The following is a 13,092-nucleotide window of genomic DNA, read 5'->3' on the forward strand; positions in this document are numbered from 1 at the left end:
ACATGGCAGTTGGGGGACTGCTTGCATCACGCGGCCGGGGACGTAGCCGAGTCGACGGCGCGCTTCAAATCCGTCCTGACCGAGCGCAGGAGTTCGAGCCTTGAAGCCGGGTCCGCCGGGACCAGCAGCCGATGCTCGACGTCGCGGCAGGTTTCGCCCAGTTCGGCGTGATCGAAATAGCCCGCCACACCCGCAATCTGATGGAGCATGCCGGCGATTTCGATACTCTCTTCGTCCACGATTTCCTCGCGCGCGATCACGGCGTCGATCGCCTGCAACGCTCCCTCGACACGCTCGTTGAACATGCGGTTGAGGCGCGGATCGCTTTCCGGTTCTATTCCGGACGAAGCGGGCGCGGCAGACGCGGGGATGCGCACGGCCCATTTGCCGAGCGCTGCGCACAGATCGTCCATTCGCAGCGGCTTGGCGATGTGCGCCTGCATCCCCGCCTCGTGACAGCGACGAATATCGTCCGAATAGGCGTTTGCGGTAACCGCAATGATCGGAAGTTCGCTCGCCCCGACCCCGGCTTCGCGGATCGCAATCGTCGATCCGAGCCCGTCGAGAACCGGCATCTGCATATCCATCAGAACGATATCGTAGGGCGAGTTCCTCCTGCGCGCATCCATCACGCGCTCGAGCGCTTCCTGCCCATTGCGAGCGAGATCGCATACGTGCCCGGCCTTTTCGACCATCGCCATGGTCAGTTCCTGGTTCACCGGATTGTCCTCTGCCACGAGGATCCGCAGAGCCACGGGGTGCCCGCAATCCGAGCACTCGTCGCCATCGACCGGCAGGGGGCTTTCAGCGGCGACCTCGGTCTTGCGCAGCGGAAGGGTGAGGACGAAGGTAGAGCCCACGCCCACCTGGCTTTCCACGCTGATCGACCCGCCCATCAGTTCGGCCAGTTGCGCGCTGATCGGCAGGCCAAGGCCCGTCCCGCCATAGCGGCGTGCAGTCGTGTCGTCGGCCTGCGTGAACTTCTCGAAGATGGAGCCCAGCCGGTCGGCATGGATGCCGATACCGGAATCGCGCACCTGGATGATCATCCGGGGCAGCCAGTTATCCTCCTGCGGGTCCATCTTCACCGACACCTTCACAGTGCCCGCTTCGGTGAATTTGGTCGCATTGCCGAGAAGGTTCAGCATGATCTGGCGCAAGCGCATCTTGTCGATCATGACGAATCTGGGCAGCGCCGGGTCGAATTCGACCGTCAGGTCGATATTCTTCGCCTGCGCATTCGCCCCCATCAGGCGAACGATGGCCGTCAGCGTTTCCCGCAGATCGGTCGGTTCGTCGGCCACAGCCATCTGGTTGGCTTCGATCTTCGCGAAGTCGAGCAGGTCGTTCAGCAGGCTGAGCATCGCATTGCCCGAATCCGCGATCATCTGGAGCCGCCTACGCTGGGCCGGGTCCTTCTCCTCGCTTAGCGCCAGTTCGGTAAATCCGATGACCCCGTTCATCGGGGTGCGGATTTCGTGGCTCATATTGGCGAGGAAGTTCGTCTTAGACCTGTCGGCCGCACGGGCCTCGTCACGCGCCTTGGTAAGGCTTTCGCGCATGAGCATTTCTTCGGTGCGATCCATGATGACCCCCAGAAGGGAGGTAATCTCCCCATCGGGACCGGTGCTGACCTGACCGATGACCTCCACATGCCGCTGTTCGCCGTCGTCGCGGATCAACCGCGCGGCGAACCGGTAGGCGCTTCCGCTCGAGGTCGCTTCATCGAGCGCGTCGACGACCATCTCCCGGTCTTCCGGATGGTAGTAATCGAGGCCTTCCTCCAGCGTCGGAGGCTTCTGGCTCTTGCGCTTGTGGATGCGGTAGACCTCGTCCGACCAGAATACTTCTTCGGTTTCGACATCCACCCACCAGTGGCCGACGTGGGCGGTCGCCTCCGCCAGTTCCAGCATCTTGTTGCGCGCCTCGACCTCGGCGGTTGCCTCCTCGACCTTGCGCATCACCATGCCCTCGCGCCGCGTGAAGGCAGTCAGCAGCAGCCCCAGAAGGATCGAGACGACGATCCCGCTGATCAGCACCATGATCGGCGCCTGCGTCGACACACGCTTTTCGAAGGGCGGCAAGCTACGCCAGCGAAGCGTGATGTGCTGGTTGGCCATCTCGAAGCCGCGCACCTCTTCGAAGCGCGCATCGTCGCCGGGCTGGTTGGCGGTGGCGAACATCCGCGTTGCGGCCGAAGTCTCGTCGCCGAAAAACACCTCGAGCGAATAATCCCCACTTTCTCGCGGCGTGAGCCCGGTGAGGAACTCGTCGGCTACCAGCGGCGCAAAGGTCCATACCGGATTCCCGGATGCGTTGGCCCGCGCGACGGGTTTCATGAACAGGAAGCCGAACCGCTGCCTTTCATCCTGAACAAGGACAATGGGCCGCGTCATCGTGGTCTTGCCGTCCCGAAGCGATAGCGCGATGGCTTCGCGCCGGCCCTCCTCGAACGCCAGGTCGAGGCCGAGCGCGGCCAGATTCTTCTCCAGCGGTTCGATCCGGCTGATAACGAAATGCTCTTCGCGCTCTACATTCGGATGAATGTCGAAGCGATTGCCGAACTCGCGGCTGAACCTCTCCCGGAACGCCGGCATATCCTGCGCCGACACGGCTTCGAAAAAGCCGAGTCCCCGCATGCCGGGATAGCTGGTCTCGATATTCAGTCGCCTGACGTAATCGGTCCATTCCGCAGTGCTGACCTCTTCGGAATTGGCGGCAAACGCGGCGCTTGCGTCGAGCGCGCGCTCATAGACCGCGATCCGCGCGGCAAGCGCCTGTTCGGTGTCGGTCGCCAGCGCTGCGAACGTGGCCTGCGAGGTCTCGTACTCACGCTCCGCCACAATTTGCCAGGCATAGAATGTCAGCAGCAGGGTCGCCGTCATGCACATGGCGACCGCCGTGCTTGCCCCGGGCAAACGTTTCCCGCCCCAGCAGACCGGCAGGGGAGAATGGCTGGAGAACAGCAGGATCGGGAGCATGAAGATCACGCCCAGCATGTCGCCGCCCGCCCAGGTGAGCCAATTGCTGGCAATTGCCTCCACCTCGAGCAGGCCAGCCACGTAAAGCGTGGCGACGCCGAAGGATGGCGCAACGAGGCACGGAAGGATGACGACGCTCGCGATGAAGCGGACCGTCTGGCCTGGAGCCGAGAGTTCCAGCTCGCGCCAGTACCTGCGCACGATATGCCACCCGACCAGCGCCTGCGCGACCGCCCCGCAGGCGATCGCCGCCGCAACGGCCACGGTAGGCAGCACGCCCTCGGACGGGGGGCCGCCCTGCAGAGTGTTGTAGAGATTGAGGCCGAACGAGCCGAGCCAGATGCCCGGCCAGATGCTCGGTCCGCGCAAGAGAAGGCCGCACAGGGCAACGCCCGACGCCGGCCAGATGATCGTGGCATAGCCGGGAGGGACCGCCAGCTGAAGCCCGATATAGCCCGCAATGAAATACCCGACGGTGAGGATCGCGACATCGCGCAGCCACGGCACGAGGGTCATTTCCGGACGGGGTAGCCGTGCCTCCATTGCCGGCTGCGTGTGTCGGGTTTCCATAGGTCGTATCTGGTCACTCGGTTCTGGTTCCAAGCGTAATATAGCGCAAATAACACGTCCCGGCGCGTGCTTTCGGGTAATTAGGGAAGCAAAACAGCAACTACGTCCTTTCCGCTCTTAGCACAGCGGAGCGCAAATCACCAAAGCGGGCAGGCCAAGGACGGTTTCGGCGACGCCGGAATAGCGCCCGCAGCATGGGCAGTGACGGGGAGAAAATGTGGCACACGGCGCGAAGTACCGCTGGAGGAGGCGAAACGCCTTCGATGGCCGCAGCACGCACAGGCGGGCGGGATTTCGGCAAGGTGCAGATCCCTCGCCTTAGCCGATCCGCCCCGACGATCGTCGAGCAGCCCGCTGCAAAACGGACATCACCCTGCCGGAGGCTCTCCCCGGCAGGGTGATGGTATGTGGACGCTGGCGATCTTTCCGATCGGCGCAGGAGCACCATGCTGCTCGCCACCGATCAGCAGCGCAATGCCTGGAACATGCGCGCGTTCGCGGCGCGGCAGGGCCCATCCACCAAGCCGCGAGGCTTCGGCACAGGGCCCTGCGCTTACCTCACCTTCAATAGCGGAACGCGACCGACAGTATCGCCTGGCGCCCCTGCGCCGGTACCGCGAAGTGGGGCCTGCGCAGTTTTGTGATGTAGCGCTCGTCGCCGACGTTCTTCACATTGAGCCGCAGCCCGATCCTGTCGTTGAAGGCATAGGCCGCGAACAGGTCTGCCCGCACGAAGCCATCGGCCGAGATCAGGTTCTCCGCATCCGCGAAGCGACCGGACTGGTGATAGACCCCGCCACCGAAGCTGAAGCGGTCGGTCACTTCGACATTGGCCGTCAGCGTCAGGTTGTGCTCGGGCGTGTTGGGCAGTGCGTTGCCGACCGTCGACGCGGCGGGATCGGTCGCGCCGTCTTCGCGCACTTCGCTGTCGATATAGGTATAACCGCCAAAGAGCGAGACCGGGCCCGCCCGGCCGGTGACGCCGATTTCGAAGCCGCGTAGCCTGCCCGCATCGATGATCTCCTCATCAACGGCATCGAAAGAATCGGCCGGAAGTATGTTGCCGCGATCGACCTGGAAGGCAGCTGCCGAAATCTGCATCGCGCCGCCGAACAGTTCCGCCTTGGCACCGATCTCGTAGTTCTCGGTTTCCTGCGGGTCGTATCCGTCATCCCTGATCGAGAGATTGTCCGAACCGAGACCAACGTCGGTGCCCGGAGGGTTCTTCGCATTCGCGTAGGAGGCATAGATGCTGACCGAAGGCACCGGCTTGAAGATCGCACCCGCCTGCCAGCTGACGAAATCGGTCTGCGTCTTGCCCGAATAGCTGCCGCCACGGCCTGCACCCGACCCGCTGGCGCGGTAATCGGTGTAGCGCACGCCACCGTTCACGATCAGCTCCGGGATGAGCGTGATCGAGTCGAACAGGTAGACACTGATGTCTTCCGCATCCGCCAGCGTAGGAGTGGTCGCTCGCGTGATCGAACCGTTCCAAGGGTCGCCGGGGTTGGGATTCTGCAAGTCGGTACAGTTGAACGCCGCGATATCGTCAGCCGGGCAAGTGCGGTCGCCCGTATCGACACTGTAATTGAGGTTATAGGTGTCGGCCCAGCTGTATTCCGCACCCACCGACAGGCTGTGTTCGATGCTGCCGGTCGCGAATTTGCCGGAGAGGTTGGCGTTCGCCGCCATCGTCTCGGTGTTCGAATTGCGGCTCTTGATGGCGCGCCAGACCGTCCCGTTCGCCACGTTGCCGGCGCTGTCGTCCGGGTTGGTGACGATGTAGTCCATGTCGCTGTCGGAATAGCGCATCAGGGCCGACGCGCTCCAGCCATTGCCCAGTTCGTGATCGAACTTGAAGGTCGTGGTGTCGACCCGCGTCTTCTGGAAGTCGCGCGCCAGCAGACCGTAGAAATTGTCGTAATCGACATCGGCCGGCTCGCGCTTGCCACCCGGCAACTGGTCACGCGAGGTCAGCGGAATGCCGTAATCGGGCAGGCCATCGCTCTCGAAGTGATAATGCGTCAGGCTGACCACGGTATCGCCGCCGACGCCAAAGGCGATCGAGGGCGAAATGCCCCACTTGTCGTCGTAGACCGCATCGCGGCCTGGCGTGTTCGAATCGTGGAACAGGCCGACCAAGCGCACGGCAACCTTCTCGCCCAGCTGCTGGTTCACATCGGCGGTTACGCGGTACAGATCGGAGGTGCCGATCGATCCGGTCGCCGACACGAAGTTGCCTTCGCGCGCGGTCTTGCTGACGATGTTGATCCCGCCCGCCGCTGCGCCGCGTCCGCCCAGCGCACCGCTCGGCCCCTTGTAGACCTCGATCCGTTCCACCGCGAAGGTTTCGCGCGTCTGCGATCCGATGTCGCGCGCGCCATCGACGAAGACGTCGGCGGTAGCATCCACGCCGCGGATGAACGGAATATCGGCGGCCGACGTCCCGCCTTCGCCCGCGCCGAGCGTGATGCCGGGCACATTCAGCAGCGCATCCTCGAAGGAATAGGACGCGGTCTGCTCCAGCGTTTCTTCGGTGAGGACATTCACGATCCGCGGCGTGTCGAGGATCGGAGCGGTGCTTTCCTGCAACTCAAGCTCGTCCGCGCGCTTGCCGGTCACGATGATGTCGGTGGCCGGCTGTGCGCTCGCTTCCACCGCGCCATCTTCTGCGACAGCGGGCGCGCTTGCGATGAAGCCGACGCATCCCAGAGCGAGATAGGCGGCCGGTTTGCGGGCGGCGTTTGTGCGATTCATGATCGGATGCTTCTTCCCTGTCCGTGTGGTGAACGGCGCCTATGGGAGAGCATTTGATATGAGTCAATGAAATTGCGAACTATTCGCATTCGCAGCCAAAAATACCTGAAACCGGCGATTCGGCGATGTCAGGCGTCCGCCCAGCTGCGCATCAGGTTGTGGTACAGATTGGTCAGTTCGAGCACGGCCTCGTCCTGCGGGCCACGCTCTGCCGACAGGACGCGCACCGTCCGGTCGAGCCGGTAGAGCTGCTCGCGCTGGACCGGATCGCGGACCATGCTCTGGAGCCAGAAGAAACTTGCAACTCGCGCCCCGCTGGTCACCGGCGTGACGCGGTGCACGCTCGATGCAGGATACAGCACCATGTCGCCTGCGGGCAGCTTGACCCGTTGCTCGCCGAACAGATCCTCCACGACCAGTTCGCCGCCCTCGTAGCTCTCCGGATCGCACAGGAAGAGCGTTGCCGACAGGTCGCTGCGGATGCGGAAATCGGTGCCATCCAGCCGCCGGATCGAGTTGTCGACATGATTGCCGAAGGTCTCGCCCCCTTCATAGCGGTTGAAGAGCGGGGGAAAGACCTTGAGCGGCAGCGCCGCGGCGACGAACTCGGGCGTTCGGCCCAGCGCGTCGAGCACGACCCGGCCCGCCTGCTGCGCGACCTCGCTCCCCTTGGGCAATTGGCGGTTACGCTTGGCGGTGCGCGACTGGTGGCCCGACGTCTCGTTACCGTCGACCCACTCGGCCTGGTCGATCATCGCGCGCAGGCTCTGCACCTGTTCGGCGCTCAGGACGTTTTCGATCCGAACCATCATCGCAGCTCTCCTATTGTTTCCATGCGCGCCAGGCGGCGCTTTCGGCAACGCGCTGCAGCCCCACGATCCGCGCGGGCAGCCTGTGCCGGTCCGCAAAGGCTATGCCTTCGTCCATTCCCAGCACGATCAGCGCAGTCGCCAGCGCATCGGCCTGCATGCAGCCGGGATGGAGCACGCTGGCCGACAGCGCATCGTTGATCGGCAAACCGCTGGCGGGATCGAGCGTGTGCGACCACGAACGCTCTTGCGCGAAGCGTCGCCGCTCCCAGTGTCCGGAGGTGGCGAGCGCCGAGCCGGTCAGGCCGATCCGCGTGCGGCGCGCCGGCGATCCGGGCGGCACTGCAAGATCGATCCACCAGGGCAGCGCATCGGCCCTGAGGCCAATGGCCTTCGACTCGCCGCCAATATCCAGAAGCATGTGTTCGATGCCGAGCCGGCGCAGTGCAGCCATGCCCATATCGACCGCGAAACCCTTCGCGATGCCCGACAGGTCCAGCATGGCTCCGCCTGGCTGCACGATCGTGTCGGGGACGTCGGTCTGGATGGACGAGGCTTCGAAGCGGGCTGCGCGCGTGCGCGTTGGAGGCGCGTTGCCGACGGCATGGGGCCCGAACCCCCAGGCATTGCTCTGCCATCCCAGCAGCGGATCGAACGCGCCGTCGCTCGCGTGCTGGATCGAAAACGCACAGTCGAGCACCTGCCCGAACTGCGGCCCGATCCTGTGGCGGCTGCCTGGCGTGCCAGCATTAAAGCGGCTGATCTGCGAATCCTCGCGCCACTGGCTCATCTGCGCGATCACGGTTTCGAAGCATTGCTCAAGCGCTGCCTCGATCCGCCCGTCTGCCAGCCCCGGCGGCGCGAGCGCCTGGAGCGACCATCCGGTGCCCATCGTCGAGCCCGACAGCGCGACAGCGCGCGCGTCCGCCGGGGCGAGCGCGCATGCCGGCTCGCCCGGCGGCAACAGCAGATCGAGCTTTCCGTCTGCCCCGTTACGTGCAGCCGCCGTGCTCAAAGCGGCATGAATTCGAGCACGGCGGTGTAGGACATGCGGCGTGCCGTCCCGTCCTCGTACTCGCCGCGGCCCGCCGCCGCCTCGAGATAGTACATCCCGGGCTCGTCGGCGCTCAGCGTCACCATGCCGTCGGCATCGGTGGTCAGCGTCTGAATTCCCGGCTCGTCGCGATAGCGGGTGCCACCGGCCACGAATTCAAGCTCCAGCCCTGCGGCAGGCTCGCCATCCATGAGGAAGCGCATCTGCGCAGGCTCGCCCGCGATCAGATCGTTGGGGTGCGTCACCGGAATCATCTCGATCCCGACATTGGTGGGCGCCAGCGCGGTCTCGTTCGGCGCGCCGAGCGTCACGAAGGTTTCGGTGCGCCCGGAATTCTCGCCGATGCGCACGTTGGTTGCGCCTTCGGGGATCGCGGTTTCCATCTCCGCGCGGCTGCCGCGCCAGCGGCGGCGTTCACCGTCGAGCTCGTAGAACCCCATCATCCCGTTGCTGGCTAGCGCGATCCGGTAGGTCCCTTGCTGGGTGAGCTTCAGATCGAAAACGCTGCGATAGGCGCCGCTGCCGATGATCTCCGGCGTCACAGGCTCGCCGTCGGGGCCGGTGACCACCAGATCGTCGAGCCCCAGCCGGCGGTGTTCGAAAATGAACAGGCCGTTGGACGCGGCGGCATCGACGGTGACCGTCTCTTCCTCGCCCGCCATCACGGTGGCGGAAGGAAGCAGCCAGCGGCGGTGCGCTTCGGCTGCGCTCGGCGCGAGAGCGGACAGGCCGAGGGCAAGGCCGGCGGCGATCAGGGAAGGCTTGGCAAACATGGTTCGGTTATCCTCTGCGCGTGGGATCAGGGCTGGATGGAAAGGCGCACTTTGCCGAGTTCCTTCGAACCCGATTTCGTGCCGGTCATGGGCTTCTTGGGGGGCCATTGGAACGGGATGCTGACCAGTTCCCGGCCGCCGACTTCGCGGGCGGCCTCGACCCGCAGGACATAGGAACCTGCGGCCAGCTTGGGCAGCGGCCGGCTCCCTTCGCGAAACCGCAGCGTGTAGGTGCCGGGCACCTGGGTCGGCCCGCTGATGCCATCGGCGGGCATATCGGCAGAGCGCCCTGCACGGCGCCACCAGGTCCGCATGTCGGGCAGCCACTTGCGCGGATCGTCGCCGCGCAGGTCGACATCGTACCAAACGTCGAGGTTGGCGACCGCCTTGCCGTCGGCGTCTTCCAGCCACACCGCGACATAGGGATTGTGGTACTCGGCCACCCGCAGGCGCGGGATTTCGAGCTGTATCTGCATGTCGCCCGCCGCAGCGGGAGCCGCAAAGGCAGAGGCGGTCACGGGAATGGCGATCCAGTAGGCTTTACGCATGAGCAGGTCCTTGTCCGGCAAAGGTCAATGCATCAGGAAAATGATGAGAAACAACGGGATGACGAGCCCGGCACCGACGATCGGCCAGGTCGAGGGACGCTTGCGGGCATGGATCTGCAACAGCAGCAGCCCGGTCACGCAAAACACCACGCAGGCGGCCGCGAAGATATCGATGAACCACGACCACGCGAGGCCGGTGTCGCGCCCCTTGTGCAGGTCGTTGAGCAGAGAGACGAGGCCGCGATCGGTGTCTTCGAACTCCGCCGTGCCCGACGCGAGGTCGACGGCGATCCAGCCGTCACCGCCAGCGCGCGGCAGCGGCACGTAAAGCTCGTTCTCGGTCCATTCGGGACGCCGACCGTCGAGATCGATGTCGAACTCGCCTTCCAGCCAGTCCTTGGGGCCGTCGGCAGGCGGGCCTTCGGGCGTGGTCCGCAGCTGCGACAGCAGGTCGGCGGGCATGGTCGCCTCGCGCGTCTCCACCGTCGGATCCGCCTCGATCGCCCCGGCATGATTGAGCGTGATGCCGGTGATCGCGAACAGGATCATCCCGACCAGGCAGATCGCGCTGCTCATCCAGTGCCAGGTGTGAAACTGGCGCATCCAGAATGGCGATAGCCACCGGCGCGGCTTGCGCCGCGGAAGGTTCGATTGATTGACCAACTGATCCACGAGAAGTGCTGATTGATGACGGCTGGCATTCGCAATGCTTGGATTGCGAATGCATGTCAATAACAGTCAGCGTGGGGACGAAACCGCAAGCACTTCCCGCGTCAGCGGATCACGGTTTCCCGATGGATTCCCATTGATAGGCCAGCACCTCTTCCCCGCGAGGGAGATAGGTTATCTGCGATGATTCGCCATTGCGCAGGATATCGAGGGTCAACGTCGCCTGCTGGTCTGCCTGCATCGAATCCTGGGGGAATCGGTTGGTGATCCGGTCGCCATTGCGCAGGCCCGCACGCGCGGCATTCGATCCGGGCTTCAGCCCCCGCACGACCCGATCGGGGGAGACCAGCACCGCGGGATCGAAGCCGAGATCGAAGCGGCGCATCGGCTTTTGCACGCGCACGAATTTCGGCCCGAATGCATCGGGCGGGGGGATCGACACCGCGCCGTCCAGCATCGCCTCGAACTGTCTTACGCCCGCCTCGCCCAGCTCGGCACGCAGCAGCCGCTTCCACAGAGCAAGGTCCATCGGCTTGCCCGCCCTGCGTTCGCTCAGCATCGCGCGGACCAAATCGTCGAGACTGCGCGCGCCACCCGACATGGCGCGGATATCCGCATCGACCTTCGCGAAATAGAGCGAGCCGCGATCATAGGGCAGCACCCTGATCCGCGTATCGCGCCAGAAACCGCCTGGAATCTCGTCATTGGGCGTGTCGATCAGCGCGTTGGTGTAATAGCGGCCGGCAGTGCTGTTGAGGTCGGCGAGAAACGCCGCATCGTCTATCAGCCCGGCGCGCCAGGGCAGCAGCCGCTGGTAGTGGACGGCCAGACCTTCTCCGAACCACGACGAATAAAGCCCGCCCGGCGCATCCATCATCCCATCGAGCGAATTGACCCACGCATGCAGCATCTCGTGCGCCAGCAGGCCCTTCAGCTCATCGCGCGCAATCTCGTCGTCGAAGGTGAAGGCGAAGCTGTCGGTCAACCCGATACCGCTGCCCGGGTTGAGCGTGTTGGTCCGCCCGAACACGCCGAAATTGTCGGGGACCTGGTCGAAGAATGCGCCGTAATAGTGGTGCAGCTGCGCCGCCCATTCCATCAGGTCGCGGCCCTCGAACCCGAAATCGCCGAGCCATGCCGCGAAGAAGGCGTCGTCGTCGAACACGCCCGGCTGCCCGACCATGATATAGGTCGAGCCAAGCTCGCTGCTGCGCAGCGGGCGGGTGGAGCGCGCATCGCCCGGCCCAAGGCTCGACACCGCCTGCGCACCATCGGGCAGGCCGTCGAGATGCCAGTCGATCGTCACGCTCCGCGCCAGATCGTCCGCCGGCAAAACGAGGAACGCTAGCGCCGCGCCGGATACGCCGTTTCTGCCGCTGCGCAGTTCGTATTGCGGCAGCGCCAGTTCCTCGCGCGCGGGGTCGATCGTGAAAGCGTAGCTGACGGTCAGCGCGCCCGGGCCGCTCGGCACGCTCCAGTACCGGGCGCTGTTCGCGTCATCCTCTTGCTCGTCGCGGACCTCGGCAGAGAACGTGTGGCCATCGCGTGCGAATTCCAGATCGCTCACGTCCGGTGCGGATGTGACGACGTTGTTCGCCTGCGTGGCAAGCCGGAAGGTTTCGGGGGCCTGATCGATTCTCAACCGAACCGCCATGCGATCGATCAGCCCGTCGCCGTCCGCATCGCCGGGGGTCAGTTCCACGCGGATGTTCGCCTCGTCCTGCGCAGCGGCGGGAGTCACGGCGCCCAGCAGCAGGCCTAGCGAAAGAATGATCGATGCTTTCATGGGCTCGAGATTATGGCGAATGGCGCGCGATACATATGCAAATCGACCGATACGCAGCCCAAGGGCGCATAAACGATGCACCCGACGCGCTTACAGATCGGGCAGCGGGATCCGGTGCGTGTTCTTGAGTTCGGACAGCGTGGCGGTGGACCGCACGTCCTCCACCCCCGGGAGGCGCAGCAGGCGCCGGAAGGTGAAGTTCTGGTACCATGCGATGTTGGGCGCGAGCACTTTGAGCATCACGTCCATCTCCCCGAAAAGCGTATAGGCCTCGGTCACCTCGTCGATCCGCTCGAGCGCGGCGATGAATTCGTCCCGGTCGTCGTCCGACAGGCGAGCCATCTTCAGCTGAGCGAAGATATACATGCTCTCGCCGAACTTCTCGCGGTCGAGAATGGCGACCTGGCGCGCGACGTAGCCCTCTTCCTTCAATCGCTGGATGCGCCGCCAGCACGGCGATTGCGACAGCCCCACCTGATCGGCGATTTCGCTGGAGGATGCCGCCGCATCGATCTGCAGCCGGGCGAGGATTTTCACATCGAGACGATCGAGTTCCACGGACAATTTATGCTCCCCTGCTTAAATCGAACCATAAAGAATGCAGATATTGTTTCAGACAGGTTTCAAAAAGCAAGTGCGCTGCTCGGCACTTCGTTAAACTGCGTTCACGATTCGAGGGGCGGACGAATGGGAGAGGGAGAGCATGGATAAGGCGCAGCTTGCGATATTCGACAGCGCCGACGTGGCAGCGCAGCTGGACTATCCCGGTTGTATCGAGGCGGTGCGCGAGGCGATGATGGCCCTCTCCGCCGGGCACACCCGCCAGTTGCTACGCACGATGATTCACATGGGCGAAGGGCGGACTTTCGCGCAGATGCCCGGCGCGCTGGCCGACGACGCGATGTTCGGCGCGAAGATGATCAGCGTGTTTGGCGATCCCGACAATCCCGGAACGCGGCGTCATCGCGGAGTGATCGCGATGTTCGAACCCGAACGCGGCATACCCGTCGCCATCATCGATGCCGAGGAAGTCACCCATATCAGGACCGCCGCCGCGACCGCGGTCGCGACCGACGCGCTGGCCCGCAAGGATGCCCGCACGCTGCTGATCATGGGCACCGGCGGGCAGGCGCGCACGCACCAGA

Annotated in this window: 9 protein-coding genes and 1 pseudogene; 1 reads left to right on the forward strand and 9 read right to left on the reverse strand. The window is 64.4% G+C overall.

Going from position 1 to position 13,092, the window contains the following annotated elements; translation table 11 throughout:
• Positions 1–26 precede the first annotated feature (26 nt).
• The 9 genes from ACYQ0L_RS05645 to ACYQ0L_RS05685 form a co-directional block, all read right to left on the reverse strand.
• A complete protein-coding gene (locus ACYQ0L_RS05645) occupies positions 27–3,551 on the reverse strand; it encodes a CHASE domain-containing protein (RefSeq protein WP_459787987.1) in 3,525 nt (1,174 codons plus the stop codon).
• A 564-nt stretch (positions 3,552–4,115) separates the two neighbouring features.
• Positions 4,116–6,308 (reverse strand): TonB-dependent receptor, encoded by a 2,193-nt coding sequence (locus ACYQ0L_RS05650; RefSeq protein ID WP_459787989.1) that lies wholly within the window; start codon positions 6,306–6,308, stop codon positions 4,116–4,118.
• Positions 6,309–6,436: 128 nt separating this feature from the next.
• Positions 6,437–7,120, reverse strand: coding sequence for a Fe2+-dependent dioxygenase (locus tag ACYQ0L_RS05655; RefSeq protein WP_459787991.1), 684 nt, complete (start codon positions 7,118–7,120; stop codon positions 6,437–6,439).
• A 10-nt stretch (positions 7,121–7,130) separates the two neighbouring features.
• Positions 7,131–8,132 carry an FAD:protein FMN transferase gene (locus ACYQ0L_RS05660; protein WP_459787992.1) on the reverse strand — a complete coding sequence of 334 codons (1,002 nt, stop codon included), beginning with the start codon at positions 8,130–8,132 and terminating at the stop codon, positions 7,131–7,133.
• Positions 8,129–8,944 (reverse strand): DUF4198 domain-containing protein, encoded by an 816-nt coding sequence (locus ACYQ0L_RS05665; RefSeq protein ID WP_459787993.1) that lies wholly within the window; start codon positions 8,942–8,944, stop codon positions 8,129–8,131. The genes ACYQ0L_RS05660 and ACYQ0L_RS05665 overlap by 4 nt, the downstream gene beginning before the upstream one ends.
• A gap of 26 nt (positions 8,945–8,970) precedes the next feature.
• Positions 8,971–9,492 carry a DUF2271 domain-containing protein gene (locus ACYQ0L_RS05670; protein WP_459787995.1) on the reverse strand — a complete coding sequence of 174 codons (522 nt, stop codon included), beginning with the start codon at positions 9,490–9,492 and terminating at the stop codon, positions 8,971–8,973.
• Between the two features lie 24 nt (positions 9,493–9,516).
• The gene (locus tag ACYQ0L_RS05675) at positions 9,517–10,155 is read right to left on the reverse strand and encodes a PepSY-associated TM helix domain-containing protein (RefSeq protein ID WP_459788048.1); all 639 of its coding nucleotides are present in this window, start codon (positions 10,153–10,155) and stop codon (positions 9,517–9,519) included.
• Between the two features lie 118 nt (positions 10,156–10,273).
• The gene (locus ACYQ0L_RS05680; protein ID WP_459787996.1) at positions 10,274–11,947 is read right to left on the reverse strand and encodes a peptidase M61; all 1,674 of its coding nucleotides are present in this window, start codon (positions 11,945–11,947) and stop codon (positions 10,274–10,276) included.
• A 90-nt stretch (positions 11,948–12,037) separates the two neighbouring features.
• Complete coding sequence (locus ACYQ0L_RS05685) at positions 12,038–12,505, reverse strand: Lrp/AsnC family transcriptional regulator (RefSeq protein ID WP_459787998.1); 468 nt, start codon at positions 12,503–12,505, stop codon at positions 12,038–12,040.
• 145 nt (positions 12,506–12,650) lie between these two features.
• On the opposite strand from ACYQ0L_RS05685, the pseudogene ACYQ0L_RS05690 reads away from it, so the two are divergent.
• A pseudogene (locus ACYQ0L_RS05690) lies at positions 12,651–13,092 on the forward strand (ornithine cyclodeaminase family protein); the annotation flags it as partial.

The sequence above is a fragment of the Alteriqipengyuania triglochinis genome (assembly GCF_054655655.1).

Bases quoted from the DNA above. Each gene is read 5' to 3' on its own strand.
- ACYQ0L_RS05650 (WP_459787989.1), bottom strand. From the start codon at position 6,308: ATGAATCGCACAAACGCCGCCCGCAAACCGGCCGCCTATCTCGCTCTG.
- ACYQ0L_RS05680 (WP_459787996.1), bottom strand. From the start codon at position 11,947: ATGAAAGCATCGATCATTCTTTCGCTAGGCCTGCTGCTGGGCGCCGTG.
- ACYQ0L_RS05670 (WP_459787995.1), bottom strand. From the start codon at position 9,492: ATGCGTAAAGCCTACTGGATCGCCATTCCCGTGACCGCCTCTGCCTTT.
- ACYQ0L_RS05655 (WP_459787991.1), bottom strand. From the start codon at position 7,120: ATGATGGTTCGGATCGAAAACGTCCTGAGCGCCGAACAGGTGCAGAGC.
- ACYQ0L_RS05645 (WP_459787987.1), bottom strand. From the start codon at position 3,551: ATGGAAACCCGACACACGCAGCCGGCAATGGAGGCACGGCTACCCCGT.
- ACYQ0L_RS05665 (WP_459787993.1), bottom strand. From the start codon at position 8,944: ATGTTTGCCAAGCCTTCCCTGATCGCCGCCGGCCTTGCCCTCGGCCTG.